The sequence below is a fragment of the Allosphingosinicella sp. genome, from assembly GCF_036387615.1.
Classification (GTDB): Bacteria; Pseudomonadota; Alphaproteobacteria; order Sphingomonadales; family Sphingomonadaceae; genus Allosphingosinicella.
The window spans coordinates 102,389-128,589 of sequence record NZ_DASVTH010000029.1 but is presented as its reverse complement, the minus strand read 5'-3'; the positions used below and the strand labels follow the sequence as shown (position 1 = coordinate 128,589).

The 26,201-nt window shown below is 63.2% G+C and carries 31 protein-coding genes and 1 tRNA gene; 20 read left to right on the top strand and 12 right to left on the bottom strand.

Annotated elements, in window-relative coordinates:
* Nucleotides 1–2: 2 nt before the first annotated feature.
* Nucleotides 3–1,238, bottom strand: a complete 1,236-nt coding sequence (locus VF631_RS05320; protein WP_431849239.1) for a tyrosine-type recombinase/integrase — start codon at nucleotides 1,236–1,238, stop codon at nucleotides 3–5.
* Nucleotides 1,238–1,963 carry a hypothetical protein gene (locus VF631_RS05315; protein ID WP_431849238.1) on the bottom strand — a complete coding sequence of 242 codons (726 nt, stop codon included), beginning with the start codon at nucleotides 1,961–1,963 and terminating at the stop codon, nucleotides 1,238–1,240. The genes VF631_RS05320 and VF631_RS05315 overlap by 1 nt, the downstream gene beginning before the upstream one ends.
* A gap of 149 nt (nucleotides 1,964–2,112) precedes the next feature.
* Between VF631_RS05315 and VF631_RS05310 the strand changes: the two genes are divergently transcribed.
* The 6 genes from VF631_RS05310 (at nucleotide 2,113) to VF631_RS05285 (ending at nucleotide 5,161) form a co-directional block, all read left to right on the top strand.
* Complete coding sequence (locus tag VF631_RS05310) at nucleotides 2,113–2,322, top strand: helix-turn-helix domain-containing protein (RefSeq protein WP_431849237.1); 210 nt, start codon at nucleotides 2,113–2,115, stop codon at nucleotides 2,320–2,322.
* A gap of 381 nt (nucleotides 2,323–2,703) precedes the next feature.
* Nucleotides 2,704–3,579: a hypothetical protein gene (locus VF631_RS05305; protein ID WP_431849236.1), complete on the top strand. Its 876-nt coding sequence runs from the start codon at nucleotides 2,704–2,706 to the stop codon at nucleotides 3,577–3,579.
* Nucleotides 3,576–3,920 carry a hypothetical protein gene (locus tag VF631_RS05300; RefSeq protein WP_431849235.1) on the top strand — a complete coding sequence of 115 codons (345 nt, stop codon included), beginning with the start codon at nucleotides 3,576–3,578 and terminating at the stop codon, nucleotides 3,918–3,920. The genes VF631_RS05305 and VF631_RS05300 overlap by 4 nt, the downstream gene beginning before the upstream one ends.
* Nucleotides 3,921–3,940: 20 nt before the next feature.
* The gene (locus VF631_RS05295; protein WP_431849234.1) at nucleotides 3,941–4,759 is read left to right on the top strand and encodes a hypothetical protein; all 819 of its coding nucleotides are present in this window, start codon (nucleotides 3,941–3,943) and stop codon (nucleotides 4,757–4,759) included.
* Entirely contained in the window at nucleotides 4,677–4,871 is a 195-nt protein-coding gene (locus tag VF631_RS05290) for a hypothetical protein (protein ID WP_431849233.1), read from the top strand. Before VF631_RS05295 ends, VF631_RS05290 begins: the two co-directional genes overlap by 83 nt.
* Nucleotides 4,868–5,161: a hypothetical protein gene (locus VF631_RS05285; protein WP_431849232.1), complete on the top strand. Its 294-nt coding sequence runs from the start codon at nucleotides 4,868–4,870 to the stop codon at nucleotides 5,159–5,161. Before VF631_RS05290 ends, VF631_RS05285 begins: the two co-directional genes overlap by 4 nt.
* Nucleotides 5,162–5,823: 662 nt before the next feature.
* Here the strand turns inward: VF631_RS05285 and VF631_RS05280 are convergent.
* The 5 genes from VF631_RS05280 to VF631_RS05260 form a co-directional block, all read right to left on the bottom strand.
* The gene (locus VF631_RS05280) at nucleotides 5,824–6,390 is read right to left on the bottom strand and encodes a hypothetical protein (protein ID WP_431849231.1); all 567 of its coding nucleotides are present in this window, start codon (nucleotides 6,388–6,390) and stop codon (nucleotides 5,824–5,826) included.
* A 2-nt stretch (nucleotides 6,391–6,392) separates the two neighbouring features.
* On the bottom strand, nucleotides 6,393–6,992 hold the full coding sequence (locus tag VF631_RS05275) for a hypothetical protein (RefSeq protein WP_431849230.1): 600 nt from the start codon (nucleotides 6,990–6,992) through the stop codon (nucleotides 6,393–6,395).
* Nucleotide 6,993: 1 nt separating this feature from the next.
* Nucleotides 6,994–7,200 carry a hypothetical protein gene (locus VF631_RS05270; protein ID WP_431849229.1) on the bottom strand — a complete coding sequence of 69 codons (207 nt, stop codon included), beginning with the start codon at nucleotides 7,198–7,200 and terminating at the stop codon, nucleotides 6,994–6,996.
* An 80-nt stretch (nucleotides 7,201–7,280) separates the two neighbouring features.
* Nucleotides 7,281–7,943, bottom strand: a complete 663-nt coding sequence (locus tag VF631_RS05265; RefSeq protein WP_431849228.1) for a hypothetical protein — start codon at nucleotides 7,941–7,943, stop codon at nucleotides 7,281–7,283.
* A gap of 5 nt (nucleotides 7,944–7,948) precedes the next feature.
* Nucleotides 7,949–8,071, bottom strand: coding sequence for a hypothetical protein (locus VF631_RS05260; protein ID WP_431849227.1), 123 nt, complete (start codon nucleotides 8,069–8,071; stop codon nucleotides 7,949–7,951).
* Between the two features lie 109 nt (nucleotides 8,072–8,180).
* Between VF631_RS05260 and VF631_RS05255 the strand changes: the two genes are divergently transcribed.
* From VF631_RS05255 to VF631_RS05245, 3 genes are all read left to right on the top strand, one after another.
* On the top strand, nucleotides 8,181–8,480 hold the full coding sequence (locus tag VF631_RS05255; RefSeq protein WP_431849226.1) for a helix-turn-helix domain-containing protein: 300 nt from the start codon (nucleotides 8,181–8,183) through the stop codon (nucleotides 8,478–8,480).
* 100 nt (nucleotides 8,481–8,580) lie between these two features.
* Nucleotides 8,581–9,159: a hypothetical protein gene (locus VF631_RS05250; protein WP_431849225.1), complete on the top strand. Its 579-nt coding sequence runs from the start codon at nucleotides 8,581–8,583 to the stop codon at nucleotides 9,157–9,159.
* A gap of 52 nt (nucleotides 9,160–9,211) precedes the next feature.
* A complete protein-coding gene (locus VF631_RS05245; RefSeq protein WP_431849224.1) occupies nucleotides 9,212–9,400 on the top strand; it encodes a hypothetical protein in 189 nt (62 codons plus the stop codon).
* 246 nt (nucleotides 9,401–9,646) lie between these two features.
* On the opposite strand, the gene VF631_RS05240 is transcribed toward VF631_RS05245, so the two are convergent.
* From VF631_RS05240 to VF631_RS05230, 3 genes are all read right to left on the bottom strand, one after another.
* Nucleotides 9,647–9,955, bottom strand: a complete 309-nt coding sequence (locus VF631_RS05240) for a hypothetical protein (protein WP_431849223.1) — start codon at nucleotides 9,953–9,955, stop codon at nucleotides 9,647–9,649.
* A 140-nt stretch (nucleotides 9,956–10,095) separates the two neighbouring features.
* Complete coding sequence (locus VF631_RS05235; RefSeq protein ID WP_431849222.1) at nucleotides 10,096–10,302, bottom strand: hypothetical protein; 207 nt, start codon at nucleotides 10,300–10,302, stop codon at nucleotides 10,096–10,098.
* A gap of 98 nt (nucleotides 10,303–10,400) precedes the next feature.
* Nucleotides 10,401–10,664, bottom strand: a complete 264-nt coding sequence (locus tag VF631_RS05230) for a hypothetical protein (RefSeq protein WP_431849221.1) — start codon at nucleotides 10,662–10,664, stop codon at nucleotides 10,401–10,403.
* Between the two features lie 141 nt (nucleotides 10,665–10,805).
* Here VF631_RS05230 and VF631_RS05225 point away from each other — a divergent pair, with 141 nt between their 5' ends.
* The 4 genes from VF631_RS05225 (at nucleotide 10,806) to VF631_RS05210 (ending at nucleotide 17,833) form a co-directional block, all read left to right on the top strand.
* The gene (locus VF631_RS05225; RefSeq protein ID WP_431849220.1) at nucleotides 10,806–10,943 is read left to right on the top strand and encodes a ribbon-helix-helix protein, CopG family; all 138 of its coding nucleotides are present in this window, start codon (nucleotides 10,806–10,808) and stop codon (nucleotides 10,941–10,943) included.
* A gap of 139 nt (nucleotides 10,944–11,082) precedes the next feature.
* Complete coding sequence (locus VF631_RS05220) at nucleotides 11,083–11,568, top strand: hypothetical protein (protein WP_431849219.1); 486 nt, start codon at nucleotides 11,083–11,085, stop codon at nucleotides 11,566–11,568.
* Nucleotides 11,565–12,842 carry a hypothetical protein gene (locus VF631_RS05215; RefSeq protein ID WP_431849218.1) on the top strand — a complete coding sequence of 426 codons (1,278 nt, stop codon included), beginning with the start codon at nucleotides 11,565–11,567 and terminating at the stop codon, nucleotides 12,840–12,842. Before VF631_RS05220 ends, VF631_RS05215 begins: the two co-directional genes overlap by 4 nt.
* A complete protein-coding gene (locus tag VF631_RS05210) occupies nucleotides 12,842–17,833 on the top strand; it encodes a hypothetical protein (RefSeq protein ID WP_431849217.1) in 4,992 nt (1,663 codons plus the stop codon). The genes VF631_RS05215 and VF631_RS05210 overlap by 1 nt, the downstream gene beginning before the upstream one ends.
* Here the strand turns inward: VF631_RS05210 and VF631_RS05205 are convergent.
* Entirely contained in the window at nucleotides 17,830–18,438 is a 609-nt protein-coding gene (locus tag VF631_RS05205; protein WP_431849216.1) for a Rap1a/Tai family immunity protein, read from the bottom strand. The genes VF631_RS05210 and VF631_RS05205 overlap by 4 nt on opposite strands.
* A 173-nt stretch (nucleotides 18,439–18,611) precedes the next feature.
* On the opposite strand from VF631_RS05205, the gene VF631_RS05200 reads away from it, so the two are divergent.
* Together VF631_RS05200 and VF631_RS05195 are read left to right on the top strand one after the other, a co-directional pair.
* Nucleotides 18,612–18,684, top strand: a tRNA-Cys gene (locus tag VF631_RS05200).
* 162 nt (nucleotides 18,685–18,846) lie between these two features.
* The gene (locus tag VF631_RS05195; RefSeq protein WP_431849215.1) at nucleotides 18,847–20,451 is read left to right on the top strand and encodes a M16 family metallopeptidase; all 1,605 of its coding nucleotides are present in this window, start codon (nucleotides 18,847–18,849) and stop codon (nucleotides 20,449–20,451) included.
* Between the two features lie 187 nt (nucleotides 20,452–20,638).
* Here VF631_RS05195 and VF631_RS05190 read toward each other — a convergent pair whose 3' ends face one another.
* Complete coding sequence (locus VF631_RS05190; protein ID WP_431849214.1) at nucleotides 20,639–21,022, bottom strand: hypothetical protein; 384 nt, start codon at nucleotides 21,020–21,022, stop codon at nucleotides 20,639–20,641.
* A gap of 202 nt (nucleotides 21,023–21,224) precedes the next feature.
* Here VF631_RS05190 and VF631_RS05185 point away from each other — a divergent pair, with 202 nt between their 5' ends.
* The 5 genes from VF631_RS05185 (at nucleotide 21,225) to VF631_RS05165 (ending at nucleotide 26,199) form a co-directional block, all read left to right on the top strand.
* Nucleotides 21,225–21,737: a MucR family transcriptional regulator gene (locus VF631_RS05185; protein WP_431849213.1), complete on the top strand. Its 513-nt coding sequence runs from the start codon at nucleotides 21,225–21,227 to the stop codon at nucleotides 21,735–21,737.
* 21 nt (nucleotides 21,738–21,758) lie between these two features.
* Entirely contained in the window at nucleotides 21,759–22,133 is a 375-nt protein-coding gene (locus tag VF631_RS05180) for a response regulator (protein ID WP_431849212.1), read from the top strand.
* Nucleotides 22,134–22,460: 327 nt separating this feature from the next.
* Nucleotides 22,461–23,030, top strand: a complete 570-nt coding sequence (locus tag VF631_RS05175) for an AAA family ATPase (RefSeq protein WP_431849211.1) — start codon at nucleotides 22,461–22,463, stop codon at nucleotides 23,028–23,030.
* An 807-nt stretch (nucleotides 23,031–23,837) separates the two neighbouring features.
* Nucleotides 23,838–24,167, top strand: coding sequence for a hypothetical protein (locus VF631_RS05170; RefSeq protein WP_431849210.1), 330 nt, complete (start codon nucleotides 23,838–23,840; stop codon nucleotides 24,165–24,167).
* A 211-nt stretch (nucleotides 24,168–24,378) separates the two neighbouring features.
* Complete coding sequence (locus VF631_RS05165) at nucleotides 24,379–26,199, top strand: DUF885 domain-containing protein (RefSeq protein WP_431849209.1); 1,821 nt, start codon at nucleotides 24,379–24,381, stop codon at nucleotides 26,197–26,199.
* Nucleotides 26,200–26,201: the final 2 nt, after the last annotated feature.

The following is a 26,201-nucleotide window of genomic DNA, read 5'->3' as shown; positions in this document are numbered from 1 at the left end:
CGCTAAGCTGCTGACTTTGCGGCGGAAATGGCAATCACCCTGCCTTCGTCCGGCTGATCCGGCACGGCGGGCGTGTGTAGTTCCGGTGTAATCGCGTCAGAAAAAGCATCGTTGAGCGCGCCGATCGCGGCGTCGATATGCTCGCCGTGGACGTGGACGTAGCGCAGCACCATCGCCAGCGTCTTGTGGCCGCTGATCTTCTGAATGGTCGGCAGGTCGACCCCCGCCTTGACCAGCCTCGTTATAGCCGTGTGCCGCATGGTGTGCGGCGTCACCTTATCCGGATCGAGCTTCGCCCTGACTACGGCTCTGGCAAAGGGCCGAGCCATGTTCGTGCGGTGCCCCGCTTTGGATTGGCCGGGGATCACGGTCGGGAAAACCCAGCCCTTTTGATCCTCCTCCATTGAGCGCTGCATTCTGAGAGCATCGGCCAACGCGGGGGTAATCGGCTGCTCCCGCTCGCCCGCCTTGGCCTCTGGAATGAAGATGCGTCGGGTGTCGAAGTCGATCTGATCGTAGCGCACCCTGAGAATTTCCCGGTGCCGCATCGCCGCGCCCAGGCCGAACATGACGAACAGCCATAGTCGGCCGTCCTGATCTTGCATGGCACCCTTCATCAAGGCGCTGGCCTGCTGCTCGCTCAGCACGACAATCGGTTGGCGCGACTCCTGCTCCTTCTCGATTGCCGGGATGCGATCGGCTGCAAACCATTCCCACTTCACGGCTGAGCGCAGCATGTGGCTCAAGGTCGCCATCTCGCGATTGACGGTGGCGTCAGACGCGCCTGCATCGGTGCGCTTCTTGCGATAAGTCTTCAGCCCGAAGTCCTTGAGCTGGTCCACGCGCTGGCTGCCGAAGTAGGGGATCAGGTGTCGGCGCAAGTGCATCCGCTTGGGGCCGATGTTCTTCCCGCCACTCTCCTCAAGCCGGGTCAGATATTCCTCTGCGGCCTCGCTGAATGAGCGGTGCAGCTTGCGGCCCTTTGGCAAGTCGAGCCGCCCTTCCCTCGCCCGAGTTCGCAGCGTCTCGATCAGGCGCTCAGCCTGCTCACGGGTCACGCCTTCGCTTTCGCGCCCAACAACGCGGTGGATGCGCTGCCCTTCGACCATGATGTTGATGCTGTAGCGCACGTCTCCGCTGGTTTGGCGCTCGGCCGTGATGCCGTGTTCGGCCAGGCGCGCCCCTGGCTGTAGGGCGCGGATGGCGGGTCGGGTCAGGCGGGAGAATTTGAGGGCCACTAGCTCACTCCCTCTTCCCTTGCGATGTGCGCCTTCATGTTCCTGTCGTACTCTTCGGTCTTGCTTCTTGCCTCTGATGCGGCGGCGGAAGCGAGATCGGCGATCCGGCTCTCCAAGGTTGTTTGTTTCACGCGCGCCATAGTCACGCGCCGAATGCTCTCCTGATGCTCTCGGACCAGTGCCGCTACCTCGGGCTCCAGATCCGACACGGCATCGCTCAGCTCCTCGTCAGTCATGAGTTGCTCGAAGCGAGGGTCTACTACCGTGATCCATCCTGATCCGGGCAGGAAGGCGTTCGCGGGCGCTTGGTGAGGGCAGCGCTCAATTAAGGGCTGCGCCGTCTGCCTCCATTGATCCATGCCCGACTCGTAGTCTCGCTTGGCTGCTGCGAGGCTGTCGGCGATCTCCGCCGGCAGCGGCGGCCGGATCGTGTTCAACGCTCCTTCGATCGCCCCGCGAGCCCGATGAAATGCCCAGTAATCGTTTTCGAGTTTACCGCCGTGCTGTCCTTCGATTGTGCCAATGGCCCAGGCCATCAGCCGGAACAGCGGTAGTCGCCCACCAAGGTCGCGTTCCAGTTCGAGCGACATCTCCAACCGGTTCTGAATTTCGCGGTTCAGCGGCCATTCGTTCTGACGTGCGGCCCTCTCCAGCTCGGCTTTCACCGGCTCCCTGACCCTCACTTTGGTTATCGACACAAGTTCGCCGCCACTGCGCTCCGCCACCGCATTCCTCCCAACCAACCCGCACGTCTTGGAACGGTCCCTACAGGAAGTCAACGAACGGATACCATTTTTGTCACCTTCTTGCTTGAACTCGGCGCTGAGCCGTGCCAAGGGTGACATTATTGGTACCCACAGAGGAGTTCAGGACCATGGAGCAGATGCAACTTGAACGGGGAACGGTGATGGTTCTCCCGGACGGGAGGTTGGATCGAAAGAACGCAGCCAAGTTCCTCGGCTACTCGCCGGCTACGTTGGCTGACTGGCATCGGCTCGGGAAAGGCCCGCGCAGTCGGATGGTGGGTGGCCGCCGCTTTTATAACATCGAGGACCTGCGCCAGTTCGCGGGCGCGGCTGCTTGAGAGATGGCCCCTCAAACGAGCGAGGCCAGCGCTAAGGCTGGCCCCGGTGTTCTTCTGGCGGTTGAACCCGGACCTGATAGCAGCAGCAGCGCCCTCAGGCAACAAATCCTGAGTGGCCGGCACGGTGTCCCGAACAGGTTGGCGGGGCTCCTCTCACCTTTGGTGTGGGGAGATCGTCATGGCGAATGATGCCCCCTTCAACAGGCAAGATGACGCGGCCTTAGCCGTGCTGAACGCGCGCGGTCGGCTCACACGGAAGGCCGGATCATTCCTCGGTCAGCTCGTCGTCGATCCTACTCCGATGTCACCCGCTCAGCGAGACTGGCTTGCTACCCTGCTCGATCGGGCAGGGCTGCCGCCGCTTGCGGAAGGCGGTGGTGGATGAGCCGGGGCAAGCCACAGAAGGCAGATGCTCGGGGCGGGACTTACTTCCTGCTCCCCTCCTGCCTCCTCAAAAGCGAAGCTTGGAGAACTGCTTCGAACCGCGCGGTGAAGGCGCTGTTCGTGGTGGCAGGCAGGCACACCGGCTTCAACAATGGCAAGATCGCTGTGCCCGCGACAGCCCTGGCAGAAGGGATGGATTGCCAGAACCATCACGCGAACTCGGCCGCGCTGGCTGAGCTGTGCGCTCGCGGAATACTCGAACAGACCAGCAAGCACGCTCGCGGGGTAAGGCTGGCTCGTGAATTCCGCCTCACGTTCATTCCGACCGAAACGGCGGCGACTACGCACGATTACCTCGGGTGGCGCGTGGGCGATGCTGGAACAAGAGGAAAAAAACGAGTTGCGACCACCGCAATAGAAACATCCGTTTCTGTTGCGACCACCGCAATAGAGGCGAAACTTTCTATTGCGACCACCGCAACAGACGAAAAGCGAAACGACGCAAAACAGCCAGTTCTTGTGGGGTCCACCGTTGCGACCACCGCAATGCATATAGGTAACCATCTAAGGGATGCTCGCTCCGATCGGTCTGGGTCCGGTAAAAATGCGAGCGGCCATTTTGCGAAAAGTGGTGAGGTCATCTCCGCGGCTCCCGACCCTGATGAACTGCGCGAGCGGACGCTGGCTCTAATTGGCAAGCTTGGTCGGGGAACACAGGGCAGGCTTGCAAGACAGTCCGGCATCCCAGGCGGGACGCTCTCCCGCTTCATCCACAGAGACGGCCCCCTGAGCGAGTCTGCTCGGATCAAACTGACGTGCGCATTCCCGAGAACGGAAGTGGCGGCCCTTAGAAACGAAAGGATAGCACGATGACCATCAACACTGGTGCGGACCTGTTCGGCTTCGTCCCCTCCCCCCAGGCTCACGCTCGCCGTGACGATCTCGACACCTCGCACGCTGCAGCGGAGGAAGTCACTCCACACATCCGCGAACTCCAGGCCCGGGTTCTGGAATTCGCCCGTGATTGTGGCCGGGACGGTTTCACCGACTTGGATCTCAACCGGCACTTTGCAACCACCTCGTCCACCTATCGCACCCGGCGCTCCGAACTCGTTGGCAAAGGACTGGTCGAGGATAGCGGCAACCGGGTCTGCATCGGACAAGGCCGGCGACATGCTCTTTGGCGGGTCACTGACAAAGGCTTGGCCGCGTGAAAGGCAAAGCCGTTCCTGCGGTGAAGCGGCGGCGCAAGGGGGCCGATAAGCCCGCCATGCCCGCCGCTCTTGAGCCGATCGCCGCGAAGGCAAAGGCGCGCCACCGCAAGCGGCACGCCAACCCGGGTGTCGTGATCGAAGTCGAGAAGCTTTCGACCGACGCATACGTTATCGCCTCCCCTCACCGGGATCACGATAGCTGGCTGGCGATGCTCTGCGAGGCGCTCGGCACGCGCTCGGAGGCTACGGCCAAGGTCTTCGCGCATCAGCTTACGAAGCTCTGCTCTCAGAACTGGCATCCCGAGCCAGATGGCGGCGGCGAATGGTGCCCGGACGAAACCGAGCTGAACATGATCCTGAACTTCGTGGCCGGAGTGAAGCCGCGCAACGAGATGCAAGCCGCGCTCGCCGCGCAGATGTGCGCAATTCACATGCTGACGATGAAGGCGGCCGGCGTAGCGCTCGAAGGCTACAGCTTCCTCGATCCTCGCACGACCGCGATCACGGGCAAGCTGGCCAAGACGTTCGCGCTTCAGATGGACACGATGGCGAAGCTCCAGGGCAAGAAGACCACGCGGCAAAAAATCACGGTGAAATATGAGCGACACGAACATCAGCACGTGCACTTCGAGGGGGGAGGTCCAGAAAATGGAGGGCGGGCACTTGAGCCTTGCGACAGCCGCAACAGTGGAAACAAACAAGCTGGCCCTGATGAGGGCTGCCCCGCGCTGCCTGGCCCGGACGCGCCGGGGGTCGTTGTGCCAATGCCCCGCCAACAGGGGCAAGAAGCGTTGCCGCATACATGGCGGGGCAAACGGCTCGGGCGGTCAGAAGGGTGAGCGCAACGGTGCCTTCAAGCATGGAGGGTGGAGCAATGACGCGGTGGCGTTGCGGCGCGCGGCTGGCCGGTTGCTGCGGGTGGTACGGGATAGCGGGAGGGCTGTAGAATGAGCGCGGATGAGAAGGTCGAGGCAACGATGATCGACGGTGTTGCGCGCCCTGTGGGCGAACTGGGCGAAGCGCACGCGGCGCGGATGGCGGAAATAGAGGCAAGCGCCGTGTCCGGTCCGAACAAGCTGGCGCTGGTGGCAGAGGTCACCTTGCCCGAGCTGATCCGGCTGCGGGATGCGGCAACGACAAAGCGGGAGCGCAAGCATTTTAGCGGCCGGATAAGGATCACACGGGGTTTGCTCAGATGGGCAAAGACGCGGGCGGGGTATGTGCAGCCGGTGAAGAGGTGATTATGTGCCTTACAAACCCGGCCGCAGACAGAGCCCGCATTTAGCAAGGTCGCGGTAGCCTTGCTTGCGGAGGCTTCGAATCTCCTCCTCCGCTTCGGCTAACCCCATTGGTCCCAGCCAGCTCGTATTGCCGGAGCCCGTCGTCTGTTGCGCGGTCTGTCCTGCGCCGTGGTTACAGTGGCGACAGTTCCCCCGATGTATCCGTGCCCGCTTGATGGGCTGCACCCACGAGACATAGAGGTCATCCATCAGGCTGCTCCAGGCGATTGCGCCTCCCGATCAGACCAACGCCCGAAGACCGCCCCATGCTCCCGCAACCAAGGCTCCTGCGGCCAAGGCGGTTAACCGGCGCTCTATCAAGTTGAGCTAGGAGCGGTTGGCACTATCGCTGTCCGCCGAGGCACTTGCTTCAACTTCGTCGGCCAGCTTCTCGAAGTCGTCAGCTATCTCCCGAAGCGCGACTCTCGTTCCAACGGAAGCGCTGTCCATGGCTTCACGCCGGCAGGTCTGTGCGATCGCTCTAAGTCGTCCAGCTTCGTCCACCTGAGGCGAACAACCGGCCGATGCGGTTAGTTCATCGGTGAGGATGCAGGCTGTTCAATCAAGCGAGAAGCGCCCCAGCCGCTAAGCCAGGGCGCTCTAGTGTCACGCTCGCGTGCGGTTTAGGCTCGCGGGCTCCTCGGCATTCCGCGCTTCCGGCGCAAAATGTTGCGCTTGCTCGGCACGTTCGGCTCAATCCAGAGGCGGCGCGCAATGTACCCATCCGGGCCAACCGCCACCCTCCGAAGCTTGTAGCAGCGTTCTCGCTGAAGCCGGGCTCGATGCTCGCGATAGGCCTGCACGTCTGCAATAGGTCGGGTGTCGTCACACACGTCACCGCCTTGGCAGTCCTCCCCCACATCATCGGCTCCGAAGTCTTGCTCGGGGTCGAAGCCTCGCGGATCGTCCTCAACGCTGCTGTCGGGGTCGTCATCCTCGGCGTCGTCCGGGTCGCCGGCCGCTCCCAAGAAGTCAAAGCCGCGCTCGCCCGAAGCCGGGAAGATTGGATCATCGGCGGTTGGGGTTCCGTCTAGCTCATCTCCGTTCGCCTCAACGTCCGGGTCTGGCTCCATCTCGTCCATATGGTCGATCAAACGGGCGGTGAGCCTCGCCAGAACGGGCCGTGGGAGTGAGGGAATTGCGCTGAGCATCAAGTCCAGCGCGGCGGGCTCTATGGCTCTGGTCGCCATCTCTAGGCCCTCCTGCGCTGGCGGGTGGGAACGTTAGCAGCAAGCCAAGCCTCATCCGCTGTCACGCCGGCTCGGAGCTGGTCGTACCAAGGCCCGGCTGCGTTCAGCCAACCTTTGCCGATCAGGCTTCTCTTCCGATCAAGGTGCTGCCGTGTTCGAGCGGGAGTGTGGGCTAGTTCCAGAAGCCTCGCTCGATACAGTTCCCACTTGTCGTTGTTGTCGTGCACAAGCGGTTTGATCGTCGGAGAGTCCCACCAAGCAGAACCGCCCTCCAGGATGCTAAGCCGGCCGATGCGCTTACTCTCCAGCGCATGTTCTGCCTTTAGCACCTCTAGCTCTGAGCATCTCAGGAGGAAGTCGCGTTCCTCGTCGAGCGTGGACAGGAGCAGCCGGAGATTGTTGCGCGGTAGCTTCCGGTCGATACCGGCCAGCGCAAGCGCCGCCTGATGTCTTGCGCTGCCATCCTCGGTATGGGCCAGTTCTTCGGCTTTGACCTTGCAGTCGGCGGCTAGCCTGGCGAACAAGATGGCGAGGTCATCTCGTGCCGGGTTGTGCTTGGGAACCTTGAGCTTTGGCCGGATGGGGTTGATGTTCGTCGTCATGTCAGCAGCCCTCCACCGCTAGAATGGAAAGCGAGCGCGGCCCGGTCGCGGCGATGTCCGCCACGATCGCGCCACGGGCGGGGAAGTCCATGGCGTCGAGGTTGACGGGCACGTCGCCGCTTAGGTCGAGATCAATCCGCGCGAACGAGAAGGTGGCGCTGTGGAACGCCCTCGATCTGAGGCCGGTGATGTCGAGCCGGAGTTGCATGCATACTGCTCGGCATGTTGCGGCAACGGTGTCGATGGGGAGCGCCGTAGCGCCCCCCTGCTTGAGCTGTTTTGCCACTGTCATGCCCTCCCGTGCGAGAGAAGGCGGCGCGCGTCGGCCAACACCTTGTCCATCAGCTCGGCGGAATACGACGCGCAGAAGCCGTCCCCCCGGTCATCCGCGAACAGATGCTCCAGCTTCCATAGGAGCGCTGGGCCGTGTGGGGCTGGTAGGTCCAGCAACGCGTTCTCGGCGGCCCCGAGACGATCCCAAAGGGCATCGTAGCTGGTCGAAGCGGCATTCATGCCACTGCGTTCGTGGTGCTCGGCCTCCTGACGGCGGAAGTCGCGGATGGTGTCGAGGGCGGCGCGGAATTGGGCCTTGCGCGCATCTTCCCGGCCCGGTGCCCACCACCATTTTCCCTCACCCTCAAGGAAGAGGCTCCACCGCTTCTCGATGTCCATGATGCGGGCGACGTGGTGGCGATCCTCGAAGGTGAACTCATTCCAGGGGATCACGTCCATGCTCGGCCGGCCAGCCTCGTCGGCGGCTTCGATCCGGTCATAGGTCGGCTCGAATGCGTTCTTGGCTGCGAGGGCTGCGTCATGCTCTGCGAGGGCAGCCTCCCATGCAGCGGCTTCGGCGGCGTTCACGTCCACCATGGCTGCGGCTGACGTGGTGGCGATTGCTCCGGTGCTGGCGATTGCGAGCATGGCGGTGCGGCGGTTGATGCTGTTCGTCATCGCGTTCACTCCCCGAGTGCGAGGACGAGGAGCACGATCACCGCATAGGCGGCGAACGGCGAAAGGGTGGGGATCAGCGTGGGCCAATCGACGCGGGCGCTGATGCGAGATAAGATGCGAGAAGCCATTTCCGAATACTCCTGTTTTCGGTTTGGTCAGGCTCGGCCTTGGGAGTTCCAGTCCCTCGGCTGAGCCGCTAGCCGATCAGCTAACGAAAATCGTTATGCCAGAGGAGTCGTGTGGTCGCAAGCCTCTTTTTGTTTGCTTGAACGCTTTTCGTTATTCCGCTATGTGAAGCTGATGCTAACCCCTGCGACATGCCGGGCTGCTCGCGGTCTGGTCGATTTTTCTCAATCCGATTTGGCCGCGCGCGCGAGCGTCGGCCAATCGACTGTCCGCAATTATGAGGCTGGCCGGTCGGTGCCGGTGCCGAACAACCTTGCTGCGATCCAGCGGGAGCTAGAGGCGGCGGGTGTCGTGCTTATTGCTGCTGATGAGCATGGCGGGCCGGGCGTTCGGCTGAAGGGGCAAGCATAATGCTGGCACCTTTCGTTCAAGGGCGGGCTGGCGCGTGGTGCCGGTCACCTAAGAGCGGTGATCTGAGTTGTGCGATGATCAGGGGCGGCTATGCGCTTCGGTGGGGCCGGTACTGGCTGGGTCGGCGCTGCTGATGGGGAGTGGGTCTCAGACAGAGGCGGACGAAGACGCGTTCGAGAAGCAGCAAAAGGACTTCTACGCCGCCGTCGGCATACTCGTCACCAACTACCAGTTCGCGGAAGACCATCTTCAGGTCATCTTTGCGCTGCTGCTCGAAGCGGATGAGGTAAGGGCGCGAATTGCGTTCGGGGCGGTGCGCGGCCTCGGTGCTAAACTCTCGGTGATAGCCGACCTGATCGCCGTATCGGGCAACGCCAACAATGCTGCAATCTGGAAGTCGTTGTCGAAGCGGCTAGGTCGAGCTGCGGACGCTCGAAACGAAGTGGCTCACGGGAAGTCCACCATGTTTGGCGGGACAATCTCGTTCCAGGTGGACGAGGCGACGAACACGATGGTTGGCCCGAAGTCTGTGACTCTGGGCGAAATGCAGATGAGGAAGCCGACGAGGGTGGGCGAGAATATCTGGAACGTAGATCGAATGTGGAGGGAGATAGGTCGGACCCGCACACTCCGTTCAGACCTATACTCTTTCGGGCGTCTGCTGGCCTCGCAAGGGTAGCCGGTGGCTTTTGCGCGGGTGACGTGCTGGTTGCGTCTCGATAGGGAACGGCATGGACAACGAACCCGATCAAGGCGCGCTCTTCGAGATTGAAGGCCCGGACGATGACAGTTGCGTGTGGCTCGTCTCCGGCAAGGGAGCGGACGCGGTTGTGGTGAACCTCGGGCCGCGCGATGCCGTCGCGGAGAAGCTGGCGCATTGGCTGTGCGAGATAGACTTCAGCGAGCGGCCCTGCGCCTAAGGGCTATTCGGGGCCAGGAAACTTCCAATCGGAAGGAGCTAGTTGTGCCATGTCTGACAGCAGTCGCTGAAACGCCCACACGTCGATGTAGCCGTCTGGGTCAACCGGAACTGTGAAGGGTATCCCGCCCCACGGCCACCGCCACCATTCGGCAGTGTTCAGAGATGTTAGGCCCTCTAGCGGCTTGCAATGGTAGGATCGTAGTTCCGCTTCCCATCGCTCACGTGGGTAGCGTTGCAGCGGCACTTAGGCAGCGCAGAGCTGCGATGCATATTCTCGATGAGCGGGCGGAACATTGGGGACGATTGGCAGGCAAGGTTGCTGCTCATATGCATTCCGCTCCAGTAGCGGAGCCACCATCACCCGCACGCCATACATAGCCGAAAGCATGGTCTCCAAAGCAGGCTCAACGTCCTCTAAGACCGCTTCCGCATCCGGGTGCGACAGCACAAAACCCGGAACGTCGTCACTCCACGCGCGCAACCCGCCGTCCTCACGCTCTTGAAAACGCACGGTTATCTTTAGCATCGATGGCTTCACGCGCGAGACGCCCATTGGACCTCCTGACCCAGCGCAGGTTTACAACCGAGTGGTTGATAAAGCTGTATGTGCGCCATTTGATCCACAGGTTCAAGCGTGTCCGATGTGGTTGAAGCATGGTCAGTTCTTCGGCCTCAGACTCTAGCGCAGCTCCCTTAGTCCCCCACGCGAGCATCCTTACCGATCGCGCTTGAAAGCGCCATGAGTTGCTGTTGATCAACCGGATGCCCCGCCTGCCCCCGATCTTCGGCAGCGCGATGCAACTCATGCATTATGGCGAGCACCTGATCCTCGCCGATCACTCGGGAATGATACAGGCCACCGACGATGGCCCGCAGAGCAAGTTGAGTAGCGTCTTCCATGTAAGCCTCCTTCAATCGCGAGCTTTCCTTCTTAGCCCAGCTAAGTCGGTCCTATGGTATGGGCGTTATGCTCCCACTTTCGACCAAAGCGGCGGCATTCAGTCCTCCGCGCGCCAAGCTGGGGGTGAGCCGGGATGCCTCCCTTCAGGGTGCGTAACTTCCCAATCAAGTCGGGCCATCTCGGAAGCGACGTGCTTGGCGATCTGCCCTTCGAGTGCTTCAGCCTGTAAGCTCGATCGCTTGTAGTGCTGCAGAATCTTGTGCTCGATGAACTGCTCCCAGACCCTCTTCGGGATGTGCCGGAGCCAGCCCGCGATAGCCGCCGCGAGCTTTTGTTCATCGACCTTGATTCGCTCACCCATGCCAGAACGAATACAGAACACGCCTGTGGCCCTGCAAGCCGGAACGATGCGGAATGTCTCGGCACAATCCTACGGCTAGGCCGAGAATCCGCCAACATGGTAAGAATAAGCCATTGTTTCGGAGAGGATTATGGGCCGTCCATGTACCCTGATCGGATCGTCTTTCACGACAATCCCGGCGTCATCGCCAAGCTGAAGGCGAAGGCTGAAAGCGAGGGTGTCACCTTCTCGGAAGTGATGCGGCGCGCAGCCCGTCGCGAAGTCCGCGAAGCCGCCTAACTGTGGCCGTCCCGCCCCTCGATCAGCCCCAGCGCTCCAAGCTCGATGCGTTGGACCAGGCACTTGCCAATCAGCTCCTGGCCGGGCTGCAGGGCCGGTTGCGGCGGCTCCAGCAGCGTAACGCGCGAGGGCAAGGCTGATGGCCGGGCGCGACTTCTCCGCCACGGTGGGTGCGCTGCTCGCTTCTTGCTGCGTGCCCCCTGCCCTGCGCCGTGTCACGACTGCCGCCGAGCCAACGATTGGTGACCGGCTGAGTGCTGCTCTGGAAGCCGGGGCCGGGGATCGGAGCGCGATGGTTCGGCACGCGCAGCACCTATACGCGGCGGCTCAGTCCAGTCCCGACCTAGATGACGCGATGCTGGCCGGTGCCGAAGCTTGGGCGCGTCGGGCTGTCGGTGCTGGCTCGCCTGAAGGGCAGTACGTCCTGGCCGACATCCTGCTCTTTCGTGCCGGCGTGGCGCTCGGCTGGGACGACATGGCCGCTGCATGCGAGTTCGCAACGGAAAGCTTGGGGCTGCTCGATCAGCTTGCGGACGAGGGTGTCGAGGAAGCCGCTGCGGGGATCGTGGTGGCGTCTGCTGCGATGGCGGCAAACGGCCTGCACCTGGAAGGAGCGGCGAAGTGAATCTCAACATCAACTGGGGTTTGTTCGACTCCAACGTCAACGTGGCCGCTGCGGTCCAGCAGGGCATGCGTGAAGGCCAAGCTTTCCGAGCCCGACAAATGGCGATGAAGCGGGAGCAGGACGAGCACGAATATCAGCAGGCAGAGCGCGCCCGTGCCGGCGAAGCACGGTCCGCATTGTCAGGATACCTTTTGTCAGGAAGTCGTCAGGCTCAGCCGTCAGCCTTCGAAGGCGGTGATCCTCTCTCCACGCCTGCAACGCCCGTGCAGGTCGGCATGTCGGAGGGTGTCGTGCGGCGAGACATGCCGCCCGCGTCAACGCTGTCGGATCGTATGGAGGGCGGTCGCCCGCTCGGGAGTGCTGCCGCGCCTGCGTTTACGCCTTTGTCGCCCACGCCAGGAACTAACGGTCTTCTGGCGATGATCGGGGACGGACAGGTTCCCGGTGCGGCTCCTGCTGCTGCGCTGCCGGTCAACGGGCTCATGCCGTCAATGATGGGCCGCCCGATGCCGCAACGCTCGCGGGCGGCTCGACTGCCCGAACCTGAAGCGGGCAACCCGGATTGGGAACGCTACGTGCGAGCCGATCCGTCCGGAGCCATGAAGACGATGCTCGGGCGGCACGAACTCACCAAGGCGCAGAACGAGGCGATGGTGACGCAGATGGACCTGATTGGCCGTCTCGCCCGTGGTGCCGTCGATCAACCCAGCTACGAAGCCGCTCTCCAGCAAGCCCAAGGCATGGGCCTGGACACCTCCTCCTTGCCTCCGCAGTTCGATCCGGCAGCGGTGAATGCGATCGAGCTGCAAGCGCTCTCTGCCAAAGAGTACCTGACCGAGCAGCGCAACGACCGCCGGCTCGAATGGGACATCGAAGACGATCAGATCGACAACACGCGCGATGACCGCAGTGTCGAGAGCCAAGTCGATTATCGGGAAGGTCAGCTCGATAATACTCGGCGCGGGCAAGACCTGACCGACGCGCGCGGCCGTCGCGGGCAAGACCTGTCAAGCGGGGATCGTCGACGCGGTCAGAACCTGAGCAGCGCGGACAGGCAGCGCGGGCAAACTCTCACCGATGCTCGCGGTCGCCGGGGCCAGGACATGACAGACGTTCGGGTTCGGCGCGGTCAGGACATGGGTGGTGGTCGCGCACGCGGCGCTCGCGGTCGTGGCGGCGGGAGCACGGCCCGTGCTGTAGGTCCGGACGGACGCGCAATCGTCCTTCGCGGCGGTAAGTGGGTCGATGAAGTCACGGGCCGGCCGGTTAGCTGATGGCCAGTCTGCCGCCTCTGCCGCCTGGTTTCGTGCTCGAAAGCGGGCCACAGCCGAAGCGCGATCCTTGGGCCATTCTGCAAGCGGAGGGGTTCGTTGCGACGAACGGCTATCGGACGGAGGGCGATGTCGAGCGCATCCGAGCACAAGGCTACACGCCCGCGAAGGATGGCGCTCACAACCGTGGCGACGGCGTGGACCTCAATCATCCCAGGCTGAACCGCACGCAGCAGAAGCGCCGGCTCGAGGAATTGTTCGGGGATTGGGATGGCGCGGTCGTTCTCGATGAGGGCCACCACAGGCATCTTGCCCTACCGGGCTGGGGTGCGGCTCCGGGAACGCCTGGAACGCCTAACAGCGGTCTCCCGCCGCTTCCGCCCGGCTTCGAGCTTCAGCAGCGCGGCTCGCTTCAGGGCGGCAACTATGTGGACGAGAAAGCGGCTCGCATCGCTACGCTCGATCAAGGTCTTGCAGACGGAAGCCTAACGCCTGCCGAGCATCAACAGTGGACCAAAGACGTTCGTGATGAGCGCGCCCCCATTGTGGACGAACGAGGCGTCAGTTCCACCGTCGTGTTCAACGATCAGATGCCGGAGCAGTCCACCTACAACTGGACGGACGAACAGCGCCGAGCGATCCAAGCCCAAGTCGGCAAGGTGAAAACACCGGAAGAATTGCAGGCGTTCGCACGCTCCTTGTCGGGCGGTGTCGCCTCAATCGGCAACGCCAAGGAAGTGCTGGAGCAGTACCGGAAGACGGGCAAGGTCGGGATCGTTACTGACGTGCCGCTGCCGATCCCCGCAAAGAACCGCGATGGCGCTACAGGCGCTGCCATTCGCGGCCTGGGCGATCCCTTCAACTTCCTGGATGAGATGGGCGCGGTCGCCGACACGCTGGGCACCACATCGGGGCGGGAGAACATCTGGAACTCGGAGCGCGGGTTCGGTGACATCCTCTACGGCAATATCGACCAGAATCGTGGCATCCTGAAAGCAGACGAGCGGGATCACTTTGCCGCGCGTTTCGGCGGTCAGCTCGCCACCAACATGCTACTGCCGATCGGCAACAAGGCCAGAGGCGCGGCGCAACTAGCGAAGTGGGGCGCTGCTGAGGGTGCTCTGGCGGGCTTCGGTGCCGGTGAAGGTAATCCGCTGGAAAGGTCGCCCAACGCGCTCCTGGGGGCCGGAATGGGTGCCACAGGCGGGTTCGTGCTGGGCAAGGCTATCGAGGCCGGGGCTCCGCTTGTTCGGCGGGCGTTCGGACGCAGTACGTCTGAGCCCGTGCAATCCGCTCTGGAGCCGGTCGCGCGGGAGTCGGGCTATCGTGCCGCTCCTGTCGTGAATGACGCTGGGCAAGCTGCTGGGCCAACGCCTGCTGCCAAGTCGCAGCCACAGGGCGGCGTCGTGGGCCGAGCGGACGCGGCTGAACCGAACGCGCCACCTGAATACGGCTCGCTGTATCAGTTGTCTCGCCCAGAACTGGAGCGGCTGGCGGTGATGGCCCCGCGTGAGGCCGACGTCGATGACGGGCCAATCTCACGGGAGATGGCGGCCGAGATGCTGCGGGAGCATCAGCCCTACACTGACTTCGATGACGCCAACTTGGTCGATGTGATCCGGCGAACCTTGATCGAGCAGCGTGACCCGCGTTGGTTGGACCGGGTAGGCTCTGGGCAGGGTTTGCCGAGCGAACAGGCTGCTTTCGTGCGCATGATGGGCTCGCTCGATGCCCTCAAGCAACGCGGCAAATCGCTCGCCGATCTTCCGGCCGATCTGGCGTCGAATCTACGCGAGCGGGGCTGGAGTGCCGCTGATGTCGATGAGGTGCTGTCATCGCGGCTGGAGGGGCTGCGCCGGCCTTCCACGGCGGCAATGGCCAACGAAGCCGAAGTGCCGATGTTCACCGGCCCTATCGAGCGCCAGCGCGACTACATCAACCTAGACGATCTGCCGCCACTCCCGCCTGGCTTTCAGCTTGTCGACGAGCCTGCGCTTGCCCGTGTCCGTCCGATGGGCGAGCAGGTCAGCCCTGACGACATCGCCGCTGCGGCCCGGTCGGTGTATCCCGAAGATGTCGTACCGATCCCGCGCAACGTCGTCGACGAGACGGACGAACTGCCTAGCTCGCTCGCACAGATGGAAGCGCCTACGTCTGGCCGGCGGGCTAAGAAGCCGAGCAATCTTCTAGACGGGCTGAAAGGTTGGACCGCATCAGAGAGCAACGCCAAGGGGATGGCCGTTCGGATCGACGCGGAAGACGCGATCAACCGCGGCGTGCCTGCGGAGTATATCTACACCAACCCGAATGTGGCTGACCGCTCTAAGCTGCGACTGCGCAATCCGTCCATCTTCGGTACCCGCTTCGGTACGATGTCGGGGACGCAACAGCATCTTCGCTCGCTCGATCAGCTTGACATCGACCCGGTTGATTGGGGCTTTGACGATCTAGCCGGGGGGAGGCTTGAGCCCGACGATGTTGGGGATCTGCTCCGCCGTTCGTTCGAAGGCGACGAGACGGCTCTGCAGCGGGGCTCCGCCTATGACGAGTGGGCCGGATATAACGAGCGGGTCGGGCAACGGCAGGAGTTCGAAGCACGGTTCCCGGAAGGCGCGGTCGAGCGTCGGGGGGAGCCAATCGGGCCGGATGATCTGAAGGCGAACGAGCCTCCGGTCACCGCTTATGAGGATTTGCCCCAGGTCGGCGGCATGGTCGGCAACATCAACCTCGCCAACGTCGAGACGCGGCACGACATCCGCCGCTTGCTCCAGAACGTGGAAACAAAGTTCGGCGGCTTCGACGCGGCGCGCAGGGGCAAGGTCACTCAGGGGGAGACTGCGGCGCTGGCCCGTGAGTTGGGTATGACGCCCGACGATCTGCTGCGTCGGCGCAAGGGGCAGGCGCTCAATGCGGAACAGGCGCTTGCTGCTCGACAGCTACTCGCCAAGTCGGCCGATGAGGTAACGGCGCTCGCTCAGCGCATGCTCGACGGCCCCTCTGATGAGCAACGAGCCGTGTTTGCCAAAGCGATCGTGCGGCACGCGGCTATTCAGGAGCAGTTGACGGCGGCGACGGCTGAAGCCGGACGAACGCTGGCGCAGTTCAAGATGGCGGCGCGGTCAAAGGCCGTGGGCGGGCGCATTCATGACAACATCATCAACGGGCTGGGCGGGCCTGATCGTCTGGAGAAGGTCGCGCAAGGCATTCTGGACCTCCAGCGGGAGGGCGTCGACCAAGGCGCGGTCAACAAGTTTGCTCTCGCCTCGCTCAAGCCGCGCAAGTCGGACTACCTGATCGAATACTACTACAACGCCCTACTCTCCGGCGTCTCAACCCATGTCGTGAACAGCGCGTCGAACCTTGCCACACAGCTTATGCAGATCCCGGAATATGCGCTGGCTGCCGGCGTGGGCGCGGTGCGCTCGGGAGTGGCGAAAGTGGCCGGACGGGAAGCGGCTGAGCGCGTCTTCCTATCCGAAGCTGGAGCACGGGCCTTCGGGCTGGTCCAGGGCACGAAAGACGGTCTGAAAGCCTTCGCCAAGGTGATGCGCACGGGCGATCCCACCGACCCCATGACGGCACTGGAGGTCCGGAAGCACAAGGCCATTCCGGGTGTCGCGGGGTCCATCATCCGCACGCCTAGTCGCCTCCTCATGGCAGAAGACGAGCTGTTCAAAGCAACTGCCCGGCGCTCGTCTATGGCGGGCCTGGCTGTTCGGGCGGCGCGGAACGAAGGACTGAAAGGAGAAGCCGCCAAGGCGCGCGTTGCTGAGCTTGTCGCCAATCCGACCGATGACATGGTGGAACAGTCTTTCCAGTTCGCCCGGTATCTCACATTCCAGACACCACTCCTGAAGCTTGGCCAGTACGGGACCGCAGCGCTCGAAGTCGCGCCGATCTTCAAGCTCATATTCCCGTTCGTCCGCACGCCGGCCAACCTGTTCAAGTTCGCCCTGGAGCGAGTGCCCGGTGCGCAGCTGGCGGTGAAGCGGGTTCGCGACGACTACAAGGCCGGCGGCGTCCGGCGAGACCTTGCCGTTGCTCGTGCCACCTTCGGAGCAGGCATCGCGGCGACGGTGATGACCTACGCTGCGGAAGGGAAGGTAAGCGGCAAGGGTCCCTCTGACCCCGCCACCCGGCGCACGTTGATGGCTGGCGGTTGGCAGCCCTTCTCGATCAAGGTTGGGGACAAGTGGTTCAGCTACTCGCGCACCGATCCGTTCGCCACGCTGTTCGGGGTGTCGGCCGATCTGGTGACGTACGACCAAAATTTGACCGACAAGCAGAAGGAGGCTCGGCACGTAGCCTTGCTCGGCTCGATCATGGCGCAAATCGAGTCAAAGACCTGGCTCTCCGGTCTGAGTGACTTCGTGCAGGCGATGGACGATCCGGGCCGCTTCGGGGAAAGCTACTCGTCGCGCCTGGTGGGCTCGCTGGTTCCGACGATCTCTGCGCATGCGGCCAACTCGATTGATCCGGTGGCACGCGAGACGGTGGTCAACGGGGACTTTCCCGCCTCCATCGCCAATCGTGTGCGCTCCCGCATTCCGGGCCTGTCGCAAAGCCTGCCGGCTCAGCGCGATGCATGGGGGCAGGAAGTCAGGCGCGAGGGTGGACCTGCTGCCAATCTGCTCTCGCCCTTCTACATGCGTACGGACAAGAATGATCCAGTCGGTAAGGCGCTGCTCAGCGCAGGCATCGGGATGGGTCGTCCTACTCGCACGATCTCTGACGGGATGGGCGGTGATCGTCAGTTAAGCCCGAAAGAGTTTGATCGGTATCAGGAACTCGCCGGCCAATATGTGCGGGAGGACATCAACGCGCTCCTGCAGGAGGAAGGCTGGGGCTCACTTGCGCGAGGCGAGCAGAAGAAGGAAATTCGGAAAGCTGTCGCAGCGGCGCGCAAGGCTGCTCGGGAGGAGTTGTTCGAGGCCGACGATGATGCCCGCCAAGCGGCTCCACCACTCCCGCCCGGCTTTGTAGCCCTGCCCTAAGCGGGACAGGGGAGGCTTTTCGCGAGCCCGACCACAATCAAAGACGCGGCGCTCATGTGCCGGGATTCCGGATTAGCGGTTAGGTACTTCGTCACGATGTCGATCGACTGCCCAAGCGTCACGCCATCCGGCATGCAGAAGTATTGTTTCGCGCCCCGAGCTTGTAGGCTTTCCTGAGCGCCTTGCACCACGCCCGAGACGAAGGACGCACACTCTAGGCCCGCTTCCCCGCCCTGCGTGCAACGTTCAAGTATGTCGTTGCCGTTGCGGATCATCCCTCCTTCAGCGGCGCGCGGCTGGCTCGATCGTGTCGTCTGCTGCTGAAGTGCCGCGCGCTGTTCCGCGACAAGCTCGCGCTGTTCACGCGCCAACTGCTGCTGCTCGATCAACGCTCGTTGGCGCTGTCCCGCTTCGAAGCCTTCCCGGACCCGAGCGCCGCCGTCCGCCGGTTTGAACAGGCTCCAGTCCACATTCATGCCTCCGCTGCCCGGCTGGCCGGTGGTCTGGCAACGAGTGACTCCTAGGGCGTCCGTTGAGCACTCGGTTTGCTGCTGCGCTAGAGCCGGCGTCGCAAACGCGATCGCTCCGAGCAGGAACCAACGCATGCGATTCGACAAAGCAAGTCCCCCTTCGAGCCGAGAAGATAGCATAGAGAATGCGGCGGAGGTGGTGTAAATCGTGTGTAATCGCGCCCGGAATTACACGGGCGTTTCCAGAACGTTCCAAGCCCCCTCCCCACCCCCTAACCTCCTGAACGGGAACTCGAATTGGCCAGCACGGCACGATCCAGAATGTTAGCTAGAGGGACTGCAAATCCTTGCACGCCGGTTCGATTCCGGCTCGGGCCTCCACTCAGTTCCAGGATGACTGATATCGCGCGCGCGTCGGTGCCGACTGGGCCCGAGCGACACAGGCGCGCCGGCGATCCTGTCGCCGCAATCGGCAACGATGGCTGGGGGCGATCCCTCCTGGAACGGGTCGGATCATATGGTGCCACAGCAGGAGGTCCTACATTGTATACCGCGCGTCCCTTGGGGCTGCTGACCCGCCTGTCCTGCCTGACGGTGCTTGTTGTATCCTCGCCCCTTCAGGCTCAGAACCCGTCTCCGAGCGCCCCAGCCTCGACCAAGCAGGATCAGGCCGCTGCCACGCTGACGCGCGGCGATGGTGGGCAGACGGTGGTTCAGGGGCGCCTGCAGAACGGTCTGCGCTACGCCATCTTGCCTCGACGGACGCGCGAACCCGGCGTGGGACTGCTCATGCGAAATGAGGGCGGATTCATCGCCGAGCGGCGACCTGGCGAACGTGGCCTCGCCCACCTCATCGAGCATATCGTTTTCCACAGCCCGACCCGTACCGCACCGGGCGAGTTGGACCGGTTTCTGCGCGTGGGCCTGCCGCTGACCTTTCCGGCGCCGAATGTCGCGACAACGACTTGGCGGGAGAGCAACTTCTTCATTTCCTCCCGCACCACAAAGCCTGCCGACATCGACACCTTGCTAGGGCTGTTCCGTGAAGTCGCGGGCGAACTGACCTTCCGTGCCGACGCCGTCGATGGCGAACGGGCCAGCGTCATGAGAGAGATGGCCGAGAAGAAGCGCGGCAACGATATCTCCGCCCGGTATGTCGCGGCTGTCGCGCCGGGCTCCCCCAATGACGTAATCGACGCCCAAAACTCGGACGATGTGCCGACTGCGAGCGTCGACACCATCCGCGCGCTCTACCACCGCCTGTACCGGCCCGAGAACATGATGGTCGTGGTCGTGGGCGACGTGGACGCACCGCAGATCGAGGCGCTGATCAAAAAACGGTTCGGCGGCTGGCGGGGTGCCGGCCCCAGGCCGAACCGCGCTCCCATACCGACCTTTCGGCCCGGACGTATCCTGCCGATCAGCCATTCGGCCCTCGCGGAGGCACGTACGAGCGCGACGATCACTGTCACAGCGCCTCTGCCGCCGCCAGCGCGTACGCGCAGGCAACAGGCCGACGCCACGCTGATGGACATGCTGGCGTTGCGCGCGATCAACTACCGGCTGAGCCTCACGCAGGCCGCTGGTCCGCCCGGCAAGTTCGGCGCCTTCATCGAGAATGGCGAGCAGGGTCCCCATCGCCTGATCATGCTCTGGGACAATTTCGTGCCTGGCCAGTGGCGACCGGCCGTGACCGGCCTGAAAAGAACGGCCTGCGAGCTGAGCACGATCGGCGTGTCCGAACAGGACTGGACCACGGCGAAGCAGTATCTGCTCCAGGATCTGGAGCGGCGCGCGGCGGATATTCCGAATGTGGAGCTGGCGAAGGACTTGTCGCACGCGCTTGCAGACGAGCGGCACTTGATCCCGCCCGACGAGATGGTGCGCCACGCGCGTGCCGTTCTGCCGACGATCAGCGCGCGCGCGATGAACGCTTGGTGGCGTCGCCAATGGAGCGCAGGCGTCGAGCATCTTCGGGTCGAATCCCCAGAGCTTGCGCAGGTCGACAATCCTGAGACGGCCATCCGTGCGACCGTCGACGAAGCTACTCGGAACGTCGGCTGCAAGGTGCGCCCGAATGGGGCCGGACAGCGTAGAGGCGCTCGGAGAGGCATCGTTCGGCCGGACCAGCACTTCGGCCGTTCCTAGCCAGGAGGGTCAGCTTGAGCTTGTCCGCGCACACCACGCCGACACCGAAGCTTTTTGGGTGAAGCTGTTGGCTCACTACAGGGCAGAGAAGCGGTCGTGCACTGCCGCCGAACTGGCTACCCTTGAGCCCCTGCCGGCCAGCTTGCAGGACGAACTGGCGACCCGCGAGAAGGTACGCAGGCTGAGGTCACGCAGCGCGGTCGAACCGCGGATTGTAGGGCACGAAGCCCTTCTCGGCTGCCAACGCGAGAACCTCTGCCTCGGAGAGCACGAGGTTCCCAACCACATACTGGCCCCGATGCTGCTTCCCTTCGATCAGCCGGTGATAGACCGGGCGGTGGGTCTTCCGGAGATACTGAGCGGCCTCACTCGCCAGGCCCGAACTGATTGCCGGTACGTGCTGCTTCGGAAGGGCAGAGCTCGCGAACGGCCGGATAGCTGCCGTGCACCCAGTCTCCTTGCGCCATCGCGTGATCGTTTTCTCACCGACCCCGTATTTCTCAGCGAGCTGCCGGTTAGTTTTTGAGGAGGCAAAATCTTTGAAGTCGGTAGGACAGGTCAGAGGACGCATATGGAGCCAACATTTGTGGGAAAGAAGCGGCCGGGGAGTGACTTACCGGCGCTGCCGTTACGTGGTGATCGGCGCCGCACGATCAAGTCTTGAGACGACTTGGTTCGGCATGATCGCTTGTTGGCCATCCAGTCTGATGCAAAATGCCGTTGACGTGAGCAGGACGCCAACTAACGCTGAGCTCGTATAGATGGAGATTACTTTGACTGACGAAACTCTCCCGCTGAACACCGTCGAACTAGCGACCGAACTGACTGTGGCCTGGCTTAGCAACCCCAATAACCGCGTTGCAGCCGACGAGGTGCCTGCGTTTCTCCAGAAGATGCATTCAACCCTGAATGGTCTGTCGGAGCCCGCGCCGGCACCGGAGCCCGAAGAGCAACCTGCCCCGGAGTACCAGCCGGCCGTCACTGTACGGAAATCCCTCGCCTCGCCTGATCGCATCATATCGATGATCGACGGCAAGCCCTACCGGACGCTGCGACGCCATCTGAGCGGGCACGGGCTCACGCCAGAGCAGTACCGCGAGCGCTACAAGCTGAAGGCCGACTATCCCATGGTTGCGCCCGCTTACTCAGAACAACGTCGCGCTATGGCCCACAAGATCGGTCTCGGAGCCAAGGGACGGCAGGCCCGGTCGAAGCAAGCACCAGCCGCGGACGCCCCGCCCAAGCCAGCTCGTGGACGTCGCAAGAAGGTTCAGCAGCCAGAGTAGCTGAGCAGGAGCGGGGGCGACATGGGCAGACGCAAGCTCAAGGTGCTCGTCGTCGACGACGAAGAGGCCATTCTGGATTTGCTGGTGCTGGCGTTCGAAGAGGCCGGTTTCGATGTCGCCACTGCGAGCAATGCTCTGGGCGCACACACAATCCTTGAGGAAAGCGGGAGCATAAGCCTGGTCGTAACGGACGTAAGCATGCCCGGAAGCATTGATGGAGTGGCTTTCGGCCAGTTTGTCTCGACGGTGCATCCGGAAATACCGCTAATCGTGATCTCCGGAGTGACCCGGCCCGACGATCGTGACCTGCCGGTTGGGGCGGCGTTCGTACCTAAGCCGTTCAAGCCTTCGCTTCTGGTGGATGAGGCCAAGCTGATGCTGTCACAGGCCAGATGAAAAGAAGGTGTTGCAGAAACGGGTCTCTCGGGATGCGTCTGCTTCGGGCCTTGCGCCGCGCGCTCGGCGGAGAGACGGTCGTGAGTGGCACTGGCAGAACATCGGCCGCCGTAAGATTCCCTGTGTCCGGCTGAGCACGGGCGAAGGCGGCGGCTGGTTCGGAATGTCCCTACGAGTTCCTTCTCAGCCTGAATCTGAACGGACGCTACCCCGCGTCGCTACACCGCCATGATGCACCTTGAGCAGCAGCGACGGAAATATTGGGCATCCATCCGCTTGGCGCCCTAGCTAAGCGGGGTAGCCGAAAGCACCCGGAGCAATTGCAACATGGATCGGATTATGATCGTCGGCCAGCCTGGGTCAGGCAAGAGCACACTCGCCCGGAAATTAGCCGAACGTACCGGGCTGCCTGTCATCCACATCGATCGAATCCACTGGCAAGCCGGCTGGGTAGAGCGAACTCCAGAGGAGAAGACGCGGCTTTGCCTCGAAGCTGAGGCAGGAGCGCGATGGATTTTTGAAGGGGGGCACTCGGCGACCTGGCCAAGCCGGATCGAGCGAGCGGACATGCTTATTTGGCTCGACCGGCCCTTGTTTGTTCGATTGCGGCGGGTCATCGCTCGGACCGTCACGGGTTTGGGTAAGTCACGGCCCGACCTTGCAGATGACTGCCCGGAACGACTCCACCTGCTGCCAGGGTTCATCCACTATATATGGACAACCCGATGTCGTTCTCGGGTGCAGATCGAAGCTCTCGCTGCCTCAGCACCGCAAGGATGCAAAGTCGTTTTGCTTCGCTCCGATGAGGAAGCCCAGAAGTTCGTGCTAGAGTTCGCTGAGGCACAGGATAACGGGACGGCGACGGAGCCGGCGAACGTCTCGTGTCTTCCTGAATGAGCAATCACGACTCACGTCTGCTCGCAGCTCATTCCGATAATCCGCTCCTGCCAGCACCCCGTCTGCTTTTCCGAACCTGCCGTCGAGAAGCAGACGGTCTGCCAGCCATCTCCAGCAGGCAGCAATTCCGTAAACCTAGCCAGCTTGGCGGCGAGTTCGGCCTGCCCCAACGGCTGGTGAGCCGAGCTAGGCCAGGTGTTATGGCTTCATATTCCGAGATGATCAGCACCGCTCTTAAATCAGTATGCTTGGCTTTTTGAAAGCCTTTTCAAAGCGACTGGAGATGCACGGTGGTCCACGCCGCTGCCACGCAGTGCGGACAGTAGCGAGCGCGCAACGGAGCGCCGGACATAGCGATGAATAAACCGCCAGATGTTGGTCGCATTTACCAAGTTTGAACAAGGTTGAGGCAGGCGCTCCGACCGCTGGCGGGCGGAAACGGCAGTTTTCTCGGCCACAGGAAAGTTGGCACACTTACTGCAAAGCACTGGGCAAGCCTCCTGATCAACAGGCGGCAAGATCAGGGAGACCACCAATGACCTTCAATTCCGCTTCCGCCCAGCAGATGCTGGCTTGCGTTTTCGCCGCGCTGCTGACCAGCACCGTCTTCATCTCGGCCGCGATCGGCCCGGTGACCCAGCTGATCTGATCTTCGCAGTAGCCGTCCTCCTCAGCTTCGGCACGCCACACGGAAGCGGCGCTGTCGATCGAGGTCGGTCGATAATGCCGAGCCCTGGCCGGAACTGAAGTTCGACCGCTGAAGCGACAGATCGATGTCCGGCTCGCAGCTTGATTGTAGGAGTAAACATGGAGCCCAAGTACGAGCTCATCCGACAGGCAGCCGTCACACTGGGCGTTTCCCTTGTGATAGCGGCAGGGATCATCGGTTGGTCCTTGCCTGAAGCGGCGACACCCTCGCATTATCAGGGCTTCGTCGTTAACGATAAGATCGTGCGGCTGAATACAGGCAACGGGAACATCGTTGCCTGCGACTTCAGCCGTTGCGTGAGGGTCCTGGGCAACGGCAAAGATCTCCAGCCGAACTCCGCGCCTGGACTTACTCTGGGAAGCGTTTCTGCTTCCAATGGACGCGCGATTACAGAGGCACCGCCACAAGCCAAGCCCCCGCAGCCCTGAGGGCGACTCCACCTGTTGCGAACGTCCGCGTAATCGCAACCTGACCCGGTGGGCTAAATGAAAGCTATTTCCGCGGTAACTCCGCGCAGAACAGGGTCTTAGCCGCAGAGGTATGGGATCCTCGGGCTGGCCCCACCTCCACAACCTTCAAATCTTCCCGCTTGCACCGGCGCTTGCCGCCGCGCATCCCGCTGGGCGAAGGGAGCGGATGATGGACCGGCGGCGATTCCTGGGGACAGCGGGGGCATTCGGGGTGGCGGCGGCGTTGCCCGGCTGTGCAACGACCGGGCGAAGCGGCAGTGAGGACCAGCGCCTTCGCGCCGTCCTCGACCGCATCTTCTACCAGCGGCTCGAAACCTCGCCGGAGACGGCGACCAGCCTGGGCCTCGACAAGGGCGGGCGCGCGCACCTTCGCTTCCTGCTGAACGACGAGTCGGCGGCAAGCCGGACGGGCGAGCAGGCGCGGGCGCAAACGGAGCTCAACCAGCTTCGCACCATCAATCGAACGCGGCTGGGCGACAATGCGGCCATCGATTATGACGTGGTCGAATATGGCCTCAGCACCGTGATCCGCGGCGCCCGCTTCCCTTACGGCGCGGGCGGCGACCGCTACACCCCTTATGTGCTGAGCCATCTTTCCGGCCGCTACCGCACCGTCCCCGACTTCCTCGATACGCAGCACCCGATCGAGACCAAGACCGACGTCGACGCCTATCTCGCCCGGCTCTCCGCCTTCGCCAGGGCGATCGATGCCAATAGCGAGCTGCAGCGGCGCGACGCGGAGCGGGGCGTATTCGCGCCGGATTACCTGCTGGATCGAACGCTGGAAGTGATGAAGGGCCTGCGCGACCAGCCCGCCGCCGGCTCGCAGCTGGTGACCTCCCTTGCCCGGCGGGCGAAGGCGGCCCGGATACCGGGGGACCATGGCGCGACCGCGGAGAAGATCGTCGCCACAGCGGTCTACCCGGCGCTCGACCGCCAGCGCGCACTGGTGACGCAGCTGCGTGGCCGCGCCGTCCACGACGCCGGCGTATGGCGGCTTCCGGACGGCGAGGCCTATTATGCCGGGGCGCTCGAGGCATCGACGACGACAAAGCTTGGGGCAGAGGAAATCCATCGGCTCGGGCTCGAGCAAGTCGCTCAGCTAGAGGCCGAGCTCGATCCGATCCTGCGCGCCGCGGGCCTCACCCGCGGCACGGCCGGCGAGCGCCTGGCGGAGCTCAACCAGCGCCCGGACCAGGTCTATCCCAACACGGACGCGGGCAAGGCCGCGCTGGTGGCCGAGCTCGACCGCCAGATCGCCGAGATGTACGCCCGGCTGCCGCAAGCTTTCGCGACGCTTCCCAAGGCGCGCGTCGAGGCGCGACGCGTTCCCGTGTCCATCCAGGCCGGCTCGCCCGGCGCTTATTACGAGATCGCGCCGCTCGACGGCTCGCGCCCTGGCCAATATTTCATCAACCTGCGCGACACGTTCGACCGGCCGAAGTTCGGGCTGCGCACGCTCACCCATCACGAAGCGGTTCCGGGCCATCACATGCAGGGTACGCTGGCGCTGGAATCGCCGCACATCCCGCTGATCCGTCGCCACGCTTATTATTCCGCTTACGGCGAAGGCTGGGCGCTCTACGCCGAGCAGCTCGCCGACGAACTCGGCATGTATGAAGGGCGGCCGTTCGAGCGGGCGGGGATGCTTCAGTCATTCCTGTTCCGCGCGACCCGCCTGGTGGTGGATACCGGCATCCACGCCAAGCGCTGGTCGCGCGAGCAGGCGACGGATTACTTCATCCGCACCACCGGGATTGCTCGCGGCCGCAGCCAGAACGAGATCGACCGCTACACCGCATGGCCGGGCCAGGCGACCAGCTACAAGGTCGGGCACCTGACCTGGGTCCGGCTGCGGGAGCAAGCGCGGACCAAGCTCGGCGACCGCTTCGACCTGAAGCAATTCCACGAGATCCTGCGGCTCGGTACGATGCCGCTGGCGGTGCTGGAACGCGTCGTGGCCGCCCGCGCCGCCGCACAGGTCGCCTGACG